We start from the raw sequence: 17,533 nt of genomic DNA, 5'->3' as shown, positions 1-17,533 counted from the left end.
ACCATCGGCAGCGCACACCGGCCCCCGCGGGCCAGGGGCGCGCAGTCACCGCGCCGCCCCAGGCGCGGTACGGCTCCGGGCACGCACCCGCAGGGCGCCGACGGCTTCGCGCCGCAGGGCGCCGACGGCTTCGCGCCGCAGGGCGCGGGGCGCCCAGGTGGCTTCGTGGCGTCGGTACCGCCCCGGGTCCGCCCGGCCGCGAGGTCGGAGTGGCAGGTTCACGTGGCTCGGCCCGCACGGGGCCGCCGAGTGCCCGTCGACCCGCGTGCGTATGGGCGCTACGCCAGGAAGTCCCGGGCGATGTTCTCCGCCACCTGCTCCAGGAGCGGGCCCGCGTTCGCGATGCACTTCGCGGTGTCCGGCTCGAGGTCCGTGAGCGGGTAGGCGCGGCGGATGCCGGCGGTGCCCAGGGTCGCGGGGGCGAGCGCCAGGCGGCCGCAGACCGCGACGACCTCCTTGCCCGCCGCCCGGGCCGCCGCGGCGACGCCCGCGGGGGCCTTGCCGTGCAGGGTCTGCTCGTCGAGCGAGCCCTCACCCGTGATGACGAGCGTGGCCCGCTCGAGGGCCGGGGCGAAGCCCAGGACGTCGAGCATCAGCTCGATGCCGGGGCGGAAGCTCGCGTCGAGGCCGACGAGCGCCCCGTACCCGATACCGCCCGCGCCGCCCGCGCCCGGCGCGACCGCGCACTCCGCCGCCTTGGGGCCGATCGCCTTCTCCAGGACGGTCACGAAGTGCGCGAGCGCCGCGTCCAGCGTCTCGACGTCCTCGGGGGACGCGCCCTTCTGCGGGCCGTACACGGCCGGAGCGCCCTTCGGGCCGGTCAGCGGGTTGTCGACATCGCTGGCCAGGATCAGGTCCACCGAGGCGAAGCGCGGGTCGAGGCCGGTGAGGTCGGCGGAGGCGAGCGACGCCAGCGCCGCTCCTCCGGGTCCCACCGGCTCGCCCTGCGCGTCCAGGAACACCGCGCCGAGCGCGGCGAGCATCCCCGCCCCGCCGTCCGTGGTCGCGCTGCCGCCGACGCCGAAGACGATCGTCGTCGCGCCCGCGTCCAGCGCGGCGCGCAGCAGCTCGCCCGAGCCGTACGTCGTCGACGTGAGGGGCGCGAAGACGCCCGTCGGAAGCAGCTGGAGGCCCGAGGCCTCCGCCATCTCCACGACGGCCGTGGTGCCGCGCAGCGCGAACGCCGCCGTCACGGGGTCGCCGACGGGCCCGGTGACCCGTACCTCACGCCGTTCGAACCCGGCCGCCACCGCGGCTGCGACCGTACCGTCGCCGCCGTCCGCAACCGGCAGGGTCTCCACTTCCAGCTCCGGGACGACCCGTCGCAGACCTGCTGTGACCCGCTCCGCGACCTGTACGGCCGTGAGCGAGCCCTTGAACTTGTCGGCCGCGACGAGTACGCGTGCGACCTCAGTTACTGCTCCGTCCGTCACCTTGCATCCCTTGCTTTCGAACGTGCAGTCGCGCCGAGCCGACCCTATCCGCACCCCCCGACACCGTGCCACCCCCTGATAAGACGATATTCCGCACCATAAGGGTGCTATCCGAGCGCCCGACGCGTCGGCGCGCGCCGGGACGGGGGATTCGGTACACCGGACGTATGGCGCTCACGCACGGCGAACTCGCCGACCGCATCCTCGGCGGCTGGACGGGACGGATCGCCGGGAACATGCTCGGCAAGCCCGTCGAGCGGGGCGATCACTGGACGCCCGAGCACATCGACCGCTACCTGCGGCTCACGGACGCGCTCCCGCTCACCGACTACCTGCCGCCGCCGCCCGCGGACGCCCTGGCGGCCGGGTTCGAGCTGCGGCCCGAGTGGCCGCAGTGCGTGCGTGGGCGGATCGACGGAAGCTGCCGGGACGACGACATCGACTACTCGGTGCTCGGTCTGCACCTCCTGGAGACCCACGGCTTCGCCTTCACCACGGAGCAGGTCGGCGAGCTCTGGCTGCTGCGCCTGCCCTATCTGCAGACGTTCACCGCCGAGCGGACGGCGTACCGCAATCTCGCCAACGGTCTGAAGCCGCCGCTCACCGCGACGTACGACAATCCTCACCAGGAGTGGATCGGTGCGCTGATCAGGGCGGACGTCTACGGCTGGACCTCCCCGGGCGATCCGCGCCGGGCCGCCTCGCTGGCCCGGCGGGACGCGGTGCTGTCGCACACGGGCAACGGGGTGTACGGCGCGATGTGGGCGGCGGCGCTGATCTCCGCCGCGTTCACCGCACCGGACGTGCGCACAGCGCTGGAGACGGCGCTGGAGCGGATCCCTGCGAGCGCCCGCCTGGCGCGGACGGTGCGGCACACGATCGCCCTGTACGAGTCGGGGGTGGAGTGGTCCGACACCCTCGCCGTGCTCGCCGAGGAGACGGCCGGCCTGGGCTGGATCCACACCGTTCCCAACGCGGCGGTGCTGACGGCCGGACTGCTGTACGGCGGCGGCGACTTCACGACGACGATCACCCTGACGGTCCGCGGCGGTCTGGACACGGACTCGAACGGAGCGACGGCGGGCTCGGTGGCCGGGGTGATGTGCGGTGCGGCGGCGATCCCGCCGCAGTGGTCGGAGCCGTTGCGTGACCGGGTGCGCAGCGCGGTGTTCGGTTTCGACGGGGTGCGGATCGGCGAGTTGGCGGAGCGGACGCTTCGGCTGGCTACGCTGACGGTATGACGACGACCGATTACGCCGCGTACATCGCCACCCTGCCGCGTGTCCTCGCAGGCGCCGCCGCGCTCTTCCGGGACGCGGCGGGCCGCGTTCTGATCGTCGAGCCGAACTACCGCGAGGGCTGGACGCTGCCCGGCGGCACGATCGAGTCCGACACGGGCGAGACGCCCCGTCAGGCGGCGCGCCGTGAGACGGCGGAGGAGATCGGCCTGGACGTGGAGCTGGGGGCGCTGCTCGCGGTCGACTGGTCGCACGGCACGGCGAGGCCGCCGATCGTGGCGTACGTGTACGACGGCGGGGTGCTGTCGGACGGGCGGTTCGCCGAGATCCGGCTCCAGGAGGAGGAGTTGCTGTCCTGGAAGCTGATCACCCGCGACGAGGTCACCGCCCATCTCCCGGGGAGTCTCGGCCTGCGCGTCCTCGTCGCCCTGGACGTCCTCGCGACCGGCCGGGGCCCGGCGGAGCTGGAGAACGGTCGGGCACCGCGCTGAGCGAGCCGCGGCGCTCGGCGTCGAGTGCAGTGGCCGGCCGGCCCGGGCCTCGGCATGCACGTCACACCCGTCAATCCGTTCGCGGGAGCCCACGGACCTGCCTACGCTCGCGTCATGACCATGGTCGCGATTCTCAGCGGGGCAGGCATCTCCACGGACTCGGGCATCCCGGACTACCGGGGGCCCAACGGCGTGTGGACGCGTGATCCGGAGGCCGAGAAGCTCGCTACGTACGACCACTACATGGCGGACCCGGAGATCCGGCGGCGGGCGTGGCGGATGCGTCTCGACGGGCCGGTGCTGCGTGCCGAGCCGAACGCGGCGCACCGGGCCGTCGCCGCGTTCGAGCGGACCGGGAACGCGCTCCGGGTCATCACGCAGAACGTCGACGGGCTGCACCAGATCGCCGGGGTGCCGGACCGCAAGGTCCTCGAACTCCACGGTTCGGCCCGGTCGGTGGTCTGCACCGGCTGCCATGCCCGGTCGCCGATGGCCGAGGCGCTGGAGCGGGTGAAGGCCGGTGAGGACGACCCGAAGTGCCTGCGCTGCGGGGGCATTCTGAAGTCGGCGACGGTGATGTTCGGTCAGCGGCTCGACCCCATGGTGCTGGGCGAGGCGATGTCGATCGCGAAGGCCACCGAGGTGTTCATCGCGGTCGGTACGAGCCTCCACGTCCAGCCGGCGGCCTCGCTCGCGGGGATCGCCGCCGAGCACGGAGCCCGGTTGATCATCGTGAACGCCGAGCCCACTCCGTACGACGAGATCGCCGACGAGATCGTCCGCGAGCCGATCGGGACCTCACTGCCCGCGCTGCTGACGCGCCTCGGGGCCTGAGGGGGGAGGCCGGGTCAGTCGTCGGAGCGGCGCAGCCCGGCCACCACCCATTTCGCCCGTGCGGACAGCGGACCGAGCGCCTTGACCGACGGCTTGGCGATCTTGTCCAGCAGCACTCCGGCATGCGCCATCGTCGCCTTCGCGAGGTTCGCGTCACCCGCCTCGACGGCGGCGAGCGTCAGCTCCAGGTGCTGTTCCGTGATCAGCCGGCCCACGCGCCGGCGGTGCCATTCGGTGGCGTCGGCGCCGACCGCGGCCCTGGCCCGCTCCAGTGCCCGCCCCGCCGCCGCGAGGTCGCCCTTGAGGCGCTCCAGGCGGGCGAGGACGTACGCCTCCGTGGCCCGCCCCCGGGCCGTGTCCTGGAGCGAGAGGAGGTTGAACTGGGCGCGCGCCGCCTGTGCGTGGTCGCCGAGGCGCTCCAGCGCACGGCTCAGCTCCCGGAGCCGGTCCGCGTCCGGGCCCGTGTCGTCCAGCATCCGGATCAGGGCGACCCGGGCGTGCTCGACACGCCCCTGCCGGTGGGCCAGTTCGATCCAGGTGAACTCGCTGTCCTCGGCCTCCTCGGTGCCCGCCCATTCCACGCCTCCGGCGCTGTCGGTGACCTCCCCGTGGGTGGCCGCCCGCAGGAGCGGGACGTCCTCGGCCCGGCCGTGCGCCGCCACCAGGAGCGCGGCCAGTCGCCGTTCCCGGTACCAGTCGGTCCGTTCGGCGTTCTCGTGCTCCAGCAGGAACCGCAGCAGCGGCAGGTCGCCGTCCCGTCGGTCGTGCCACGCCGCCCGTATCGTCGCCGCGCGCAACACCGGATCCTCGGCCGCCTCCTGGCGCGCGTCGACGTCGCCGGAGCGCAGCCGTTCCAGCGCTTCCCGTCCCGGGGCGAGGACGATCTCGCGGAGGGGCTGCCGGTACGGCTCGTGCAGCCGGTACGCGCACAGCTCGTCGGAGTTGAGCAGGAGGTGATCCGGTTCGGTACGCCGGCCGGTCGACTCCGACAGGGCGACGAGCTCGGCCAGCGGCCGCTCCGGCAGACCGAGCCCGCTGATCAACGCCGCTCGCTGGGCGTGCAGTTCGGGAGCGAACTCCTCCCGCGCCTCGTCGTCCGCCGCCGCTGTCTCGGCGAGGAGCTCCTCCTCGCCGAGCTCGGAGGAGATGTTCTCGCACCACCAGGGCAGCCGGACCCGCATCTCGAGCGCCTCGCCGACACTGTCGGCGAGCAGCACGGCGCTCCCCTCGGAGGATGCGTAGAGCACGGCCGTTCCCCCGCTCAGGAAGTACGTGCCGCCCGTGTCGTCACCGGCGATCGGCTCCAAGGACGCGCCGGAGGCCAGGTGCACCGGCTCGACGTGGTACGCCCGTCCCACATCGAAGTTGAACGGAAACGCGGCCAGTTCGGCCAGATCGGGGCGGCTGCGCAAGAGCTCCAGAACGCGGTCGGTCATACGGCCGAACCCTAGCGGCGCTCCGGCATCGCACGCGGCGGGGGTTCAGAACAGCGCGCCCGGCTCGGCGGTGCCCGACTCGAAGGCGAGCAGCCGCTGCTTGCGGCCGAGGCCGCCGCCGTACCCGGTCAGGGAGCCGCTCGCCCCGATCACCCGGTGGCAGGGCACGACGATGCTGACCGGGTTCTTGCCGTTGGCGAGACCGACGGCACGTGAGGCGCCGGGGCTGCCGAGGGCCTCCGCCAGTTCGCCGTACGTGCGCGTCTCGCCGTACGGGATCAGGGTCAGCTGCTCCCACACCCGCAGCTGGAACGGCGTACCGATCAGCTTCAACGGCAGGTCGAACTCGGTCAGTTCACCGGCGAAGTAGGCGTCGAGCTGGCGGATCGCCTCGCCGAAGGGGCGGGGGTCGGACTCCCCGAAGGTCTCCTCGGCGGGACGGTGGCGCTGGTCGGTCATGTGGACACGGCTGAGAACGCCGTCGACGGCTACCAGGGTCAGCGCGTCGTAGGGGCTGTCGATGACGGTGTGCTGGACGGTGGGCATGGCGCGCTGCTCCTCAGGCGGGGAGGTGGTTGATCGGGTGGCTGTCGGTGGCCCAGAGGTACTGGACGGCGTACGCCCGCCAGGGCCGCCACCGCGCGGCGCGGGCCGTGAGCGCGGCCGGGGTGGCGGGCAGGCCGAGGCCCTCGGCGGCGCGGCGGACTCCGAGGTCCCCGGGGAGGAAGGCGTCGGGGTCGCCGAGCGCCCGCATCGCGATGACCTCGGTGGTCCAGGGGCCGAAGCCGGGCAGCGCGAGGAGCCGGGCGCGGGCCTCGTCCCAGTCGGTGGCCGGTCCGAGACTGAGGGAGCCGTCGGCGAGGGCCTCGACGAGGGTGAGGAGGGTGGTGCGGCGGCTGCCGGGCAGCGCGAGGGACTCGGGGTCGAGTCCGGCGAGCGCCTGGGAGGTGGGGAAGAGATGGGTGAGGCCGCCCTCGGGGTCCTCGACGGGGACGCCGTGCGCGGCGACGAGCCGGGCCGCGTGCGTGCGCGCGGCCGCCGTCGAGACCTGCTGGCCGAGCACGGCCCGTACGGCGAACTCGGCGGCGTCCACGGTCCGCGGCACGCGCCGCCCGGGAGCCCGCTCGACCAGCGGGGCCAGCAGCGGATCCGTGCACAGTTGCTCGTCGACGGCGACCGGGTCGGCGTCGAGATCGAGCATCCAGCGGCAGCGGCTGATGGCGAGGGTGAGATCGCGCGGGTCGGTGAGGAAGAGCCGGCAGGCGATGTGGTCGGTCCGGGGAGTGAGGGCCACGATGCCGTGGCCGTGCGGCAGCGTCAGGGTCCGCCGGTACGCGCCGTCCCGCCACTCCTCCACGCCGGGGACGGCGGTCGCGGCGAGATGGCCGAAGAGGTTGGAAGGGTTGAGGGGCGCGCGGTACGGCAGCCGTAGCGCGATGACGCCCGGGGTGCGAGGGGCGTCCGCGGCGCCCCGCGACCGCGCCGCCCGGGCACGCAGCTCTCCGGGCGCGAGGGCGAAGACCTCGCGGACGGTGTCGTTGAAGGTACGGATCGAGGAGAAGCCGGCGGCGAAGGCGATCTCGGCCATGGGCATCGGCGTCGTCTCGATGAGCAGCCGGGCGGTCTGGGCCCGCTGGGCGCGGGCCAGGGCGAGCGGTCCCGCGCCGAGTTCGGCGAGGAGCTGGCGTTCGATCTGTCGGGTGGACCAGCCGAGCCGAGCCGCGAGGCCGGGCACGCCCTCGCGGTCCACGACGCCGTCCTGGATGAGCCGCATGGCCCGGGCGACGGCGTCGGCCCGTACGTTCCACTCGGGCGAACCGGGGCTGGTGTCGGGGCGGCAGCGCTTGCACGCCCGGAAGCCGGCGCGCTGGCAGGAGGCGGCGCTCGGGTGGAAGACCATGTTCTCGGCCTTCGGCGGCACGACGGGGCAGCTGGGGCGGCAGTAGATCCGAGTCGTCAGGACGGCGGTGAAGAACACGCCGTCGAAGCGGGCGTCCTTCGATCGGACGGCCCGTACGCAGCGCTCGGTGTCGGTGTGCATGAATCCAGGATCGGGGATCCCGGGGCGGTCGGCTGGCGAGAAAACGACATGGACGTCCCCGCGCGGCGGATCGGGCCCGACTGCCCCACCCAGCCCCGCCTCGCCTCGATATCCCGCCGCGGCAGGAGCAGCATGGAAGGGAAACCGAGGAAGTGGACGGGTGACAGCCGAATCAGTGACGACAGCCGAACCTCCGAGAAGCACCCCATGAGCGGACGTCTTGGCCGCCGACCCAAGGGGCTGGGGCTGCGAAGCGTCGCCGGGCAGGTGTTCGCCCTGCAGGCGATCATCGTCGTGCTGCTGGTGACCGCCGGGACGCTGGCCCTGCTCTTCCAGGCCCGGTACGACACGGAGCGCGACGCACGGAACCGTTCGCTGGCAGCGGCGGAGGCCTTCGCGCACGCGCCGGGGCTTGTCGACTCCCTGAAGGCACCCGACCCGACCCTCCTGCTCCAGGAACGGGCCGAGGCCGCCCGCACGGCCTCGGGGCTCGACTTCCTCGCCGTGATGACACCCGACGGGATCCGTTACACGGACTCCCGGCCGGAGCTGATCGGGCAGCGCGCCACCGGCGACATCGACAGGGCCAGGGCCGGTGAGTCGTTCACGGAGATCTTCACCGGGGAGCCGACGGACGCCGTCCGGGCCATCGTCCCGGTGCGGACCGAGGACGGCGACATCGTCGGCCTGGTGGGCGCGGGGGTCGAGATCCAGAACGTCGGCAACGTGGTCGAGGACCAGCTGCCGCTGCTGTTCGGCACGGCCGCGGGAGCGCTGCTGCTGGCGGTGGGCGGCGCGGCGCTGGTGAGTCGGCGGCTGCGCCGGCAGACCCACGGTCTGGGCCCGCTGGAGATGACCCGGATCAACGAGCACCACGAGGCGGTCCTGCACGCGGTGCGCGAGGGCGTGATGATCATCGACGCGGACCGTCGGCTGCTGCTCGCCAACGACGAGGCGCGCCGCCTGCTCGACCTGGCACCCGACGCCGAGCGACGGCACGTCACCGAGCTGGGCCTGGACCCCCGTACCGCCGCGCTGCTCTCCTCCGGCCGGGTCGTGACCGACGAGGTGCATCTGGCGGGCGACCGGCTGCTCGCCGTCAACGTACGCCCCACGGAGCCCTACCGGGGCCGGCCGACCGGAACCGTGATGACCCTGCGGGACTCGACCGAGCTCAGCACGATCTCGGGTCGGGCCGAGGTGGCCCGGGGCCGGCTGCAACTGCTGTACGAGGCCGGGGTGCGGATCGGGACGACGCTGGACGTCGTACGGACCGCGGAGGAGCTGACGGAGGTGGCCGTCCCGCGCTTCGCGGACTTCGTGACCGTGGAGCTGCTGGAGCCGGTGCTGCGCGGCGAGGAGCCGTCGGGGGCGTTCACCGAGATGCGGCGTACGGCGTTGAACGGCACCCGCACGAAGCATCCGTTCCAGCCGGTGGGCGACGTGATCAGGTTCGTCGTGCCGACCACGCCGATGGCGAGGGCGCTCGACGCCGGTCATGCGGTGCTGGTGGCGGACCTGACGACGGCCGGGGGCTGGCAGGCCCAGGACCCCGAGGGGGCGACGGACGCCCTGGCGTACGGACTGCACTCGCTCGTGGCCGTGCCGCTGCTGGCCCGGGGTGTCGTCCTGGGGATGGCCAACTTCTGGCGGGCCGAGACCGACGACGCCTTCGGGGAGGAGGACCTGACGTTCGCGGAGGAGCTGACCGCGCGCGCCGCGGTCTCGATCGACAACGCCCGCCGGTTCACCCGCGAGCACGCCATGGCGGTGACGCTTCAGCGCAGTCTGCTCCCCCGCGGCCTGCCCGAGCTGTCGGCGGTCGACGTGGCCTACCGCTATCTGCCGGCGAAGGCGGGCGTCGGCGGCGACTGGTTCGACGTGATCCCGCTGCCGGGCGCCCGGGTGGCGCTGGTCGTCGGCGATGTCGTCGGGCACGGTCTCCATGCCGCGGCGTCGATGGGCCGGCTGCGCACGGCGGTGCACAACTTCTCCACCCTGGACCTGCCGCCCGACGAGCTCCTGGGCCACCTCGACGAGCTGATCGACAGGATCGACCGGCCCGACACGGGCGACGGGGAGGACGGGGGCGAGGCCGGTGCGGGCCACGCCGGGGACGAGGAGAACGGGCGCAACGAGCGGATGACCGGCGCCACCTGCCTGTACGTGGTCTACGACCCCGCGAGCGGGCGCTGCACCATGGCCCGGGCCGGGCATCCGGGGCCTGCGCTGGTGCACCGCGACGGCCGGGTGGAGTTCCCGGAGGTGCCGGCCGGGCTGCCGCTGGGCGTGGGCGGGATGCCGTTCGAGGCGACCGAGCTGCAACTGCCGGAGGGGAGTCGGCTGGTGCTGTTCACCGACGGACTTCTGGAGGATCGCGACCGGGACTTCGACACGGGGCTCGGGCTGCTGTGCGACGCGCTGGCCACGACGGGGCGCAGTCCTGAGCAGGCCTGCGCCGATGTCCTGACCGCGCTGCTCGTGCCCGCTCCGGACGACGACATCGTGCTGCTGGTCGCCGACACCCAGCGCCTGGACGCCGACCGGATCGCGGAGTGGAACGTTCCCGCCGACCCGGCCGAGGTCTCCCGGGTCCGCAACGAAGGCGCCGCGCAGCTCGAAGCCTGGGAGCTGGACTCCCTCTCGTTCACCGCCGAACTCATCCTCAGCGAACTCGTCACCAACGCCATCCGGTACGGTGCCGAGCCCATCCGGGTCCGACTGCTCCGTGACCGCCGGCTGATCTGCGAGATCTCCGACGGCAGCAGCACCGCCCCGCATCTGCGCTACGCGGCCACCACCGACGAGGGCGGCCGTGGGCTGTTCCTCGTCGCCCAGTTCGCCGAGCGGTGGGGCACCCGTTACACCGAGCGCGGCAAGGTCATCTGGGCGGAACTTCTCCTGACCACGCGCGACTCGGAGCTGCCGGGACTTCCGGTGCCGGACCTCGACGCCCTGGAGGACCTGGCCTGGTGAGTCGGCGTCCGGCCGTCACCGCAGGGGCGTGCGGGCCAGGAGTACGGCGACGTCGTCCGGCGGTGCGCAGGGCAGCAGTTGCGCGAGGATGTCGTCGCAGAGCTGGCTGAGCGGCTGTTCGATGTGCAGCAGTGCCTGGGCGAGCTGGTCCATGCCCTGGTCGAGGTCCCGGTCCCTGGCCTCGATGAGGCCGTCGGTGTACAGGACCAGCAGGCTGCCGGGCGGGAGCCGCAGCTCCTCGGTCCGGAAGTCCTGCGCGCCGGTGCCGAGCGGGGTGCCGGGCGGGCCCTCCAGAAAGGTGATCGCGCCGTCCGCCGTGGCCACGGCCGGTGGGGGGTGTCCGGCCCGGGCGATGACGACCCCGCCGGTGGCCGGGTCGTGGACGGCGTAGACACAGGTCGCCATCTCGTCCTCGCCCAGGTCGGCGACGGCCGCGTCCAGGGAGCGGAGCAGTTGGGCGGGCGGCACCCCGTGCCGGGCGAGGGTGCGTACGGCCGTACGGAGCTGGCCCATGACGGCCGCGGCGTGGATGCCGTGCCCCATGACGTCACCGATGACGAGACCCGTCCGGCCCTCGGGCAGGGCGATGACGTCGAACCAGTCGCCGCCCACGTCGTGGTCGCTCGCGGGAAGGTAGCGGCCGGTGAGCTCCAGGCCTTCGACCTTGGGCAGGGCGCTGTTGGTGAGGCTGCGTTGCAGTGTGAGGGCGGCCTCGCGCTGGGTGGTGTACATCCGGGCGTTGTCGATGTTCAGGGCCGCGCGGGCGACGAGTTCGTCGACGAGGACGCAGTCCTGCTCGTCGAAGGGTTCGCGCTCGTTGAGACGGGTCATGCTGACGGCGCCGAGCACCTTGCCGCGGGCGACGAGCGGGACGATGCGCGCGGAGCCGATGTTGGCCTCGAAGTAGGCCTTGAGGGGGTCGGTACGGGGGTCGGGAAAGAGCGCCGGAAGGTCGGAGTGGTAGAGGTTCATCGGCCGGGCGTCGGTGATGACCTGCTCGTACACGGTGCCGAGCGGGATCTGGAAGGTCTGTCCTGGGACGAGCAGGGCGGTGGGCGCGGTCGGGTCGGGAAAGACGGCCGCGAGGCGGCGCAGCAGGCCATGGCTGGAGGCGCCCGCCTCGTCGGGTTCGATGACGCTCTCGAGCAGCTGTACATCGGCCGAGTCGGCGAGCTGCGGTACGAGGACCTGGACGATCTCCTCGGCGGTCTGGCTCAGGTCGAGGGTGGTGCCGATCCGGGTGCCGGCCTCCGCGAGCAGGGCGAAGCGGTGCCGGGCCCGTTCGGCCTCGACGAGCGCGCGCTGCCCCTCGGTGATGTCGATGAGGGAGGCGATCAGGCCGAGTCGCCGGCCCGAGCCGTCGAGGAGCGGGGCGTAGGAGCAGGACCAGGTCCGGTCGTGGTCGGGGTCGGCCGAGGTCCGGCCGGTGCGGCGCACATCGACGACGGCCTCGCCGCGTTCGAGGACCTGCCGCATGGTGGCTTCCAGCGCGACGGCGTTGACACCGGGCACCACCTCGGTCAGCCGCTTGCCGAGGTGCTCTTCGGCCGAGGCCCCGTTCATCCGCGCGAGGGCGTCGTTGACCCGGAGGAACCGCAGGTCGGGACCGAGGGTGGCGAGGCCGATGGGCGACTGGGTGAAGAGGCTCTGGAGGGCGGCGAGCGAGTCCCGCATCCGCAGGACCTCGGAGGTCTCCACGGCGATGAGCATCGCGCCGGGCCGCCCCTGGGGGTCGACCTCGGGGACGATCCACATCTCCATCGTGATCTGGTGACCGTCGAGGTGGCGTACGGGCAGGGTGCCGACGACGGTCTCGCCGGCCTGGACACGGCGGGTCAGCTGATCGGCGAGTTCCCGGTTGGCGTCGGGGACCAGAATGGGTGCGGCGGGGCGGCCGAGGACGTCCTCGGGACGGTGGCCGAGCAGGTCCTGGGCGGCCAGCGACCACTCCACGACGCACCCGTCCGAGTCCTCCCTCCACAGGGCGATCGGCAGTAGTTCGCGCAGTACACCCGCGTATCCGATGGCCGCCGGTGGCCGTTCCGGCGTCTCGCTCGGCGACTGAAAAGTGTCCAACACTTCGACCTAACCCCGGGGGGTGCCTTCCTTCCCCATCACCCTATCCGAGCCGTCGGAACGGGGCGCTGTGGCACCGCTCCGTACGGTGTGGGTTCCCCTCCCGGCGACCCGCCGGTAACTTGACGCGCGCCCACTCCCCGACCGTCATGGCAGGTACGAGATGCAGAGCGTGTTACGTGTGGTCCGAGGCGTCCTCCTGGTGGGCGCGCTGCTGGTGCCGACCGTGCCGGGTGCCGCGGCGCAGGCCGGTCCTCTCCGGTCGTCGACGGCCGCGTCGGACAGGGCGGACGCCACCGCCCGCCTGTCCGAGGCCGCCTCCTGGACCCCGCCGCTGTCCACCCGCGGGCGCCATGTGGTCGATGCCCACGGCAACCGTTTCCGGCTGCGGTCCGGCAACTGGGACGGCGCCCAAGGCTCCTGGAACGGGTCGGGCGACATCGCCGACCCGGCCAACCACCATGCCGGGCAGCCCTCCCACGGCATCCCGATCGGCCTGGACCGCGCCCCTCTCCCCACGCTCCTCGCCGACTTCCGCGCCCTCGGCCTGAACAGCATCCGGCTCCCCTTCTCCAACGAGATGCTGCGCGCGACGGCTCCCGTGCCGGACAGCGCCGTCGCGGCCAACCCGGCCCTGCGCGGCAGGACTCCGCTCCAGGTCTTCGACGCCGTCGTCACCGCCCTCACCGCCGACGGGTTCGCCGTCATCCTCAACAACCACACCGTGACGACCCGCTGGTGCTGTGCGGTGGACGGAAACGAACGCTGGAACAGCAGCGGGCAGTCCACCGCCCGGTGGGCCGACGACTGGGTCTTCATGGCGAAGCGCTACCGCGCCGACCCGCGCGTGGTCGGCGCCGACCTGTACAACGAGGTCCGCCGCGACATCTGGGACGACCCCAACTGGGGCCTGGGCGACAACCACGACTGGCACGCCGCGGCGCAGGAGGCCGGCGACCGCATCCTGGCCGAGGCCAATCCGAACCTGCTGATCGTCGTCGAGGGCATCAACTGGCAGGGCATTCCGGTGGACGGCTTCCCGCACGGCCGCCCCACGCTCGCCCCGGTCCGTACCCTCTCGCACACCCTGGTGGCCTCGGGCAAGCTCGTCTACTCGGCCCACTTCTACGGCTACACCGGCCCGAACCACAGCGGCGCCACGGGCATCGGCGAGACCAGCGACCTCCGCTACCAGGACCTCGGCCGCGAGCAGCTCCGCCAGGTCGTCCACGACCAGGCGCTCTACGTCTCCGCCGAGACCGGGAAGCACTTCACCGCCCCGGTCTGGATCAGCGAGTTCGGCATCGGAGCCGACGAGACGAACAGCCGCCCGCGCGACTGGTTCCGCAACCTGACCGAGCTGCTCACCGACGCCGACGTGGACTACGCGTACTGGCCGCTCGTCGGCTGGAGCGGCGGAGGGGACAGCTGGGCGCTGCTGCGGTACGACTCCGAGGGCCGACGGACCGGGGTCCTGGACGCGGGCGACTGGCGGACCCCGCTGTGGACCGGGCTGACGAACGCGCCCGGCCGCACCGGAGCCGTACCCGTCACACCCGCCTGGTACCAGCTGACGACCGACCACCGTGACCACAACGCCTCGCTACGGGTGCGGGCGGGCGGGGACTGGGACAGCGGCGCCCGGAAGGCCGTCTGCCCCGACGGCTCCCGGCTGGCCGGGCTCAGCCACACCGGCGGACGCGGTCTGTGCGCGAGTTCCGCCCTCCGCGCCGCCACCGGCGGGCACACCGTCGTCCGCGACGAGTCGCACGTCCCACCGGGCGGGGACTGGGCCGGCGGGTACACCAAGTTCCAGTGCCCGGCCGGCCAGTTCCTGATCGGCTACAGCCTGCGCGGCGAGCGGGTCTCGGCCGCCCTGTGCGCGCCGGCCCGTACGGCGCTCGCGGCGAGCGGCGGCCGCACGGTGTGGTTCGACCGTGGCGACAACCGCCCGTCGGGCGCGCCCGGTGGGGAGTACGCGAGCGGCCACTACAAGGGCCAGTGTCCGCCCACCGAGTACGCCGCGGGCATCGCCTTCACCACCCGGTTCGGCGCCCGGACCTCCCCGGCCGCACTGCTGTGCCGCCCCGCTCCCCCGGAGGCGTGACGGTCAGACGGACGACATGGCGTGGGGCGTCTCCAGGACGGCGGCGATGCTGTGCGCCAGGTACGGGATCCTGTGCGCGGAGACGCCCGCGATGTTGATGCGGCCCGTGGTCGTGCCGTAGATGCCGAACCGCTCGCGCAGCAGGCCCATCCGGTCGGGCGTGAGCGGCAGCATCGAGAACATGCCCTTCTGCCGCGCGAGTGACGTCGCCTGTTCGTCCTGGCCGAGGGCGCGGAGATGGGCGACGAGGTCGGCGCGGTTGGCCGTGATGCGGTGCCGCATCACGTCGAGCTCGGCAAGCCACTCTGCCCGCAGCCGCTCGTCCTCCAGGACGGTGGCGACGACGGCGGCGCCGTGCTCGGGCGGCATGGAGTACAGGGTGCGCGCGGCGTTCTGGAGTGCCGTCTCGACGTGCGTCAGCGCCTTGCCCGACGAGCCCACGACCATGGCACACCCGGTGCGGTCGCTGTACAGGCCGAAGTTCTTGGAGCAGCTGACGGCGATCAGCACCTCGGGCAGCCGCTCGGCCAGCATCCGGGTGGCCCGCAGGTCGGCGGCGAGGCCGTCGCCGAGCCCGTGGTACGCGAGGTCGACGAAGGGGACCCAGCCGTTGGTCGCGGCGAGTGCGGCCAGCTCCTCCCACATGGCGAAGGAGGGGTCGACCCCGGTGGGGTTGTGGCAGCAGCCCTGGAGCAGGACGACGTCGTCCCGGCGGGCAGCGCTCAGATCGTCGAGCACGGCCGCGGTGTCCGGCAGTCCGGCGGAGTCGAGCCTGCCGTACGTCCGGACGCGGAGGCCGGCGCCTTCCAGGATGGGGCGGTGATTGACGTAGGCGGGATCGCTGATCCAGACCGTGGTGCCGGGGCGCGTCCGGCTCACGAGATCGGCGAGCAGACGCAGGGCTCCGGTGCCCGCCACGGTCTGGACGGCCGTCGCCCGCGCGGTCAGGGCCTCGGTGCCGAGAACCATGGACAGCATGGCGCGGTTGAAGGCGATGTTGCCGGAGAGCCCGCGGTACTCCTTGGAGGCGGAGCGTTCCGCCAGGCGTATCTCGGCCTCCCTGACCGCGGCCATGACGGGGGTGACCCCGGTGTGGTCGCGGTAGACGCCGAGTACGAGGTTCAGGCGCTCGGGTCGCGGATCGGCGGCGAACTCGGCGGCGAGGTCCCACAGCGGGTCCACGGGCGGGGCGGGCAGCAGCTCAAGCATGGGCGGAGACCTTGGATCGGGGGCGCCGGTTGGCGAGCGCGACGCCGAGGGTGATGAGGGGCACGCCGACCATGACGGAGAGGGTCGGCGACTCGTCGAGGAGAGGGATGGCCAGCAGGACGACGGCGACCGGGCTGAGGCTGCCGACGACCGAGCTGCGCTCCGGTCCCAGCCGGCGGATGGCGAACGCGTACAGCAGCCCGGCGCACAGGCCGACGCCCAGGCCCTGGACGACGAGGAACAACGCGATGTCGCCACCGGCCGCCCGGGCGAGGCCGGTGGGCAGGAACCCGGTCAGGGTCAGCAGCGCGATGACGGCGAAGGAGGGCAGGCAGAGCAGCCCGATGGACCCGATGGGGTCGAGGTCCACCTCGCGCAGACCCACGGTGTAGAGGGCCCACAGGCCGCTGGCGACGAGCAGCGTTCCCACGCCGAGCAGCGCGTCCGCGTCCAGCGCTGCCGTGTGGCGCCACACCAGCGCCACGACGCCTGCCACGATCAGCGCGAGACCGGCCGACTGGGTGCCGCGCGGGACGCTCTTCCCGCCCGCGACCATGAGGGCGGAGACGAACAGCGGGACCATGCCCGGGACGATCGCCCCGACGAACGCGGCCGAGGTCAGCGAACCGCCGTACATGGCGGCGAGGAAGAACGGGACCCCCGCGCCACAGATGATCTTGACTGCGGGGCCGAGCCGCACCGCGGCCAGCCGGCGCCTGCGCCGCCACAGGGCGGGCGCGAGGACCACGAGGGGCACGCCGAAGCGCAGCAGCGCCGCGTCGGCGGGCAGCAGCGTGGAGGCGCTCAGCGCACGGGCGCTGAGGGCGAACGCGGCCCAGATGGCCACGGTGAGCAGCAGGGCGAGAAACCCGACGGTCTGCGGCGAGAGGGACCCGCTCCGGCCGACGCGAGGCGTCGGCTCCACGGGCGGTGCCCCCGCCATTCGTATCCCGCCCACCGAAAGTCCTCCCGCTCGCACCACTGCCACAAGCAACGGTAGAGCTTTCGGCGAGGCAGCCGATTGCCAGTTCTGCCCTCCAGACCTAGCGTGGAGGCAGAATCTGCCAAGAAACGACGAGGGAGCGGCATTGGACGCGGTGGACCTGCAGATCATCCACGAGTTGCAGCAGGACGGCCGGCTGTCGAACCAGGATCTCGCCGACCGGATCAGGCTGTCCCCGTCGCCGTGTCTGCGGCGCGTGCGCCGTCTGGAGGAGGCGGGCCTGATCCGCGGCTACACGGCCATGGTGGACCAGGTCGCGTTCGGTCTGCCGATCACCGTATTCGTACGGATCCGGCTGGAACGCCACACCGCCGAGGCCGTCAACGTGTTCGAGGAGCACGTCGGCCTCATCGAGCACATCCAGGACTGCTATCTGATGGCAGGCAGCAGCGACTACCTGCTCAGGGTCGTGATCGAGAGCCTGGAGGCGTACGAAGCCCTGGTGCGCAACCGGATCCACGCCATCCCCGGTATCGCGTCCATCGAGTCCAGCTTCGCCTTCGGCAGCGTGAAGCAGTCCAGGATCTATCCGCGACCGACGGCTCCGGACGGAAGCCGCCGGGGCTGAATCCCACCCGGCGGCCGACCTGCCCAACGGCCGTCACCGACCGGCGGCCGGGGCCCGACCGGTGGGGGTCACCGCGCCGACCGACGGCGCCGCGACGACCGGTCCGACCCCGGCCGACCGC

13 protein-coding genes are annotated in these 17,533 nt (G+C 73.0%); 6 read left to right on the top strand and 7 right to left on the bottom strand.

What is annotated here, in order from left to right; genetic code table 11:
* Window positions 1–278: 278 nt before the first annotated feature.
* Window positions 279–1,433: a glycerate kinase gene (locus ACZ561_RS12370; protein WP_470993090.1), complete on the bottom strand. Its 1,155-nt coding sequence runs from the start codon at window positions 1,431–1,433 to the stop codon at window positions 279–281.
* 167 nt (window positions 1,434–1,600) lie between these two features.
* Between ACZ561_RS12370 and ACZ561_RS12365 the strand changes: the two genes are divergently transcribed.
* The 3 genes from ACZ561_RS12365 to ACZ561_RS12355 all read left to right on the top strand — a co-directional run bounded on the left by ACZ561_RS12365 (window position 1,601) and on the right by ACZ561_RS12355 (window position 3,996).
* Entirely contained in the window at window positions 1,601–2,674 is a 1,074-nt protein-coding gene (locus ACZ561_RS12365; protein ID WP_470993087.1) for an ADP-ribosylglycohydrolase family protein, read from the top strand.
* Window positions 2,671–3,162 (top strand): NUDIX domain-containing protein, encoded by a 492-nt coding sequence (locus tag ACZ561_RS12360; protein ID WP_470993084.1) that lies wholly within the window; start codon window positions 2,671–2,673, stop codon window positions 3,160–3,162. Before ACZ561_RS12365 ends, ACZ561_RS12360 begins: the two co-directional genes overlap by 4 nt.
* Window positions 3,163–3,276: 114 nt before the next feature.
* The gene (locus ACZ561_RS12355) at window positions 3,277–3,996 is read left to right on the top strand and encodes an SIR2 family NAD-dependent protein deacylase (RefSeq protein ID WP_470993081.1); all 720 of its coding nucleotides are present in this window, start codon (window positions 3,277–3,279) and stop codon (window positions 3,994–3,996) included.
* Window positions 3,997–4,010: 14 nt separating this feature from the next.
* On the opposite strand, the gene ACZ561_RS12350 is transcribed toward ACZ561_RS12355, so the two are convergent.
* From ACZ561_RS12350 to ACZ561_RS12340, 3 genes are read right to left on the bottom strand one after another with little or no spacing between them, the layout of a single operon-like run.
* Entirely contained in the window at window positions 4,011–5,432 is a 1,422-nt protein-coding gene (locus ACZ561_RS12350) for a hypothetical protein (RefSeq protein WP_470993078.1), read from the bottom strand.
* A 45-nt stretch (window positions 5,433–5,477) separates the two neighbouring features.
* Complete coding sequence (locus ACZ561_RS12345; protein ID WP_470993075.1) at window positions 5,478–5,978, bottom strand: methylated-DNA--[protein]-cysteine S-methyltransferase; 501 nt, start codon at window positions 5,976–5,978, stop codon at window positions 5,478–5,480.
* A gap of 13 nt (window positions 5,979–5,991) precedes the next feature.
* Entirely contained in the window at window positions 5,992–7,473 is a 1,482-nt protein-coding gene (locus ACZ561_RS12340; protein WP_470993072.1) for an AlkA N-terminal domain-containing protein, read from the bottom strand.
* Between the two features lie 207 nt (window positions 7,474–7,680).
* Between ACZ561_RS12340 and ACZ561_RS12335 the strand changes: the two genes are divergently transcribed.
* The gene (locus ACZ561_RS12335) at window positions 7,681–10,449 is read left to right on the top strand and encodes a SpoIIE family protein phosphatase (RefSeq protein WP_470993069.1); all 2,769 of its coding nucleotides are present in this window, start codon (window positions 7,681–7,683) and stop codon (window positions 10,447–10,449) included.
* A gap of 15 nt (window positions 10,450–10,464) precedes the next feature.
* Here the strand turns inward: ACZ561_RS12335 and ACZ561_RS12330 are convergent, their stop codons facing one another.
* A complete protein-coding gene (locus ACZ561_RS12330) occupies window positions 10,465–12,525 on the bottom strand; it encodes a SpoIIE family protein phosphatase (protein ID WP_470993066.1) in 2,061 nt (686 codons plus the stop codon).
* Between the two features lie 163 nt (window positions 12,526–12,688).
* On the opposite strand from ACZ561_RS12330, the gene ACZ561_RS12325 reads away from it, so the two are divergent.
* Complete coding sequence (locus ACZ561_RS12325; protein WP_470993063.1) at window positions 12,689–14,632, top strand: cellulase family glycosylhydrolase; 1,944 nt, start codon at window positions 12,689–12,691, stop codon at window positions 14,630–14,632.
* A gap of 3 nt (window positions 14,633–14,635) precedes the next feature.
* Here ACZ561_RS12325 and ACZ561_RS12320 read toward each other — a convergent pair whose 3' ends face one another.
* Together ACZ561_RS12320 and ACZ561_RS12315 are read right to left on the bottom strand one after the other, a co-directional pair.
* Window positions 14,636–15,841, bottom strand: a complete 1,206-nt coding sequence (locus ACZ561_RS12320; RefSeq protein ID WP_470993061.1) for an amino acid aminotransferase — start codon at window positions 15,839–15,841, stop codon at window positions 14,636–14,638.
* Window positions 15,834–16,799 carry a DMT family transporter gene (locus ACZ561_RS12315; RefSeq protein WP_470993058.1) on the bottom strand — a complete coding sequence of 322 codons (966 nt, stop codon included), beginning with the start codon at window positions 16,797–16,799 and terminating at the stop codon, window positions 15,834–15,836. Before ACZ561_RS12315 ends, ACZ561_RS12320 begins: the two co-directional genes overlap by 8 nt.
* A 139-nt stretch (window positions 16,800–16,938) precedes the next feature.
* On the opposite strand from ACZ561_RS12315, the gene ACZ561_RS12310 reads away from it, so the two are divergent.
* The gene (locus tag ACZ561_RS12310; protein WP_470994396.1) at window positions 16,939–17,412 is read left to right on the top strand and encodes an Lrp/AsnC family transcriptional regulator; all 474 of its coding nucleotides are present in this window, start codon (window positions 16,939–16,941) and stop codon (window positions 17,410–17,412) included.
* Window positions 17,413–17,533: the final 121 nt, after the last annotated feature.

This window comes from Streptomyces sp. NPDC039609, from assembly GCF_055596705.1.
This window is presented reverse-complemented; position numbering and strand designations above follow the sequence as displayed.

Excerpts from the sequence above, each read along its gene's own strand:
- ACZ561_RS12365 (WP_470993087.1), top strand. The coding sequence starts at position 1,601 with ATGGCGCTCACGCACGGCGAACTCGCCGACCGCATCCTCGGCGGCTGG.
- ACZ561_RS12360 (WP_470993084.1), top strand. The coding sequence starts at position 2,671 with ATGACGACGACCGATTACGCCGCGTACATCGCCACCCTGCCGCGTGTC.
- ACZ561_RS12355 (WP_470993081.1), top strand. The coding sequence starts at position 3,277 with ATGACCATGGTCGCGATTCTCAGCGGGGCAGGCATCTCCACGGACTCG.
- ACZ561_RS12350 (WP_470993078.1), bottom strand. The coding sequence starts at position 5,432 with ATGACCGACCGCGTTCTGGAGCTCTTGCGCAGCCGCCCCGATCTGGCC.
- ACZ561_RS12345 (WP_470993075.1), bottom strand. The coding sequence starts at position 5,978 with ATGCCCACCGTCCAGCACACCGTCATCGACAGCCCCTACGACGCGCTG.
- ACZ561_RS12340 (WP_470993072.1), bottom strand. The coding sequence starts at position 7,473 with ATGCACACCGACACCGAGCGCTGCGTACGGGCCGTCCGATCGAAGGAC.
- ACZ561_RS12335 (WP_470993069.1), top strand. The coding sequence starts at position 7,681 with ATGAGCGGACGTCTTGGCCGCCGACCCAAGGGGCTGGGGCTGCGAAGC.
- ACZ561_RS12325 (WP_470993063.1), top strand. The coding sequence starts at position 12,689 with ATGCAGAGCGTGTTACGTGTGGTCCGAGGCGTCCTCCTGGTGGGCGCG.
- ACZ561_RS12320 (WP_470993061.1), bottom strand. The coding sequence starts at position 15,841 with ATGCTTGAGCTGCTGCCCGCCCCGCCCGTGGACCCGCTGTGGGACCTC.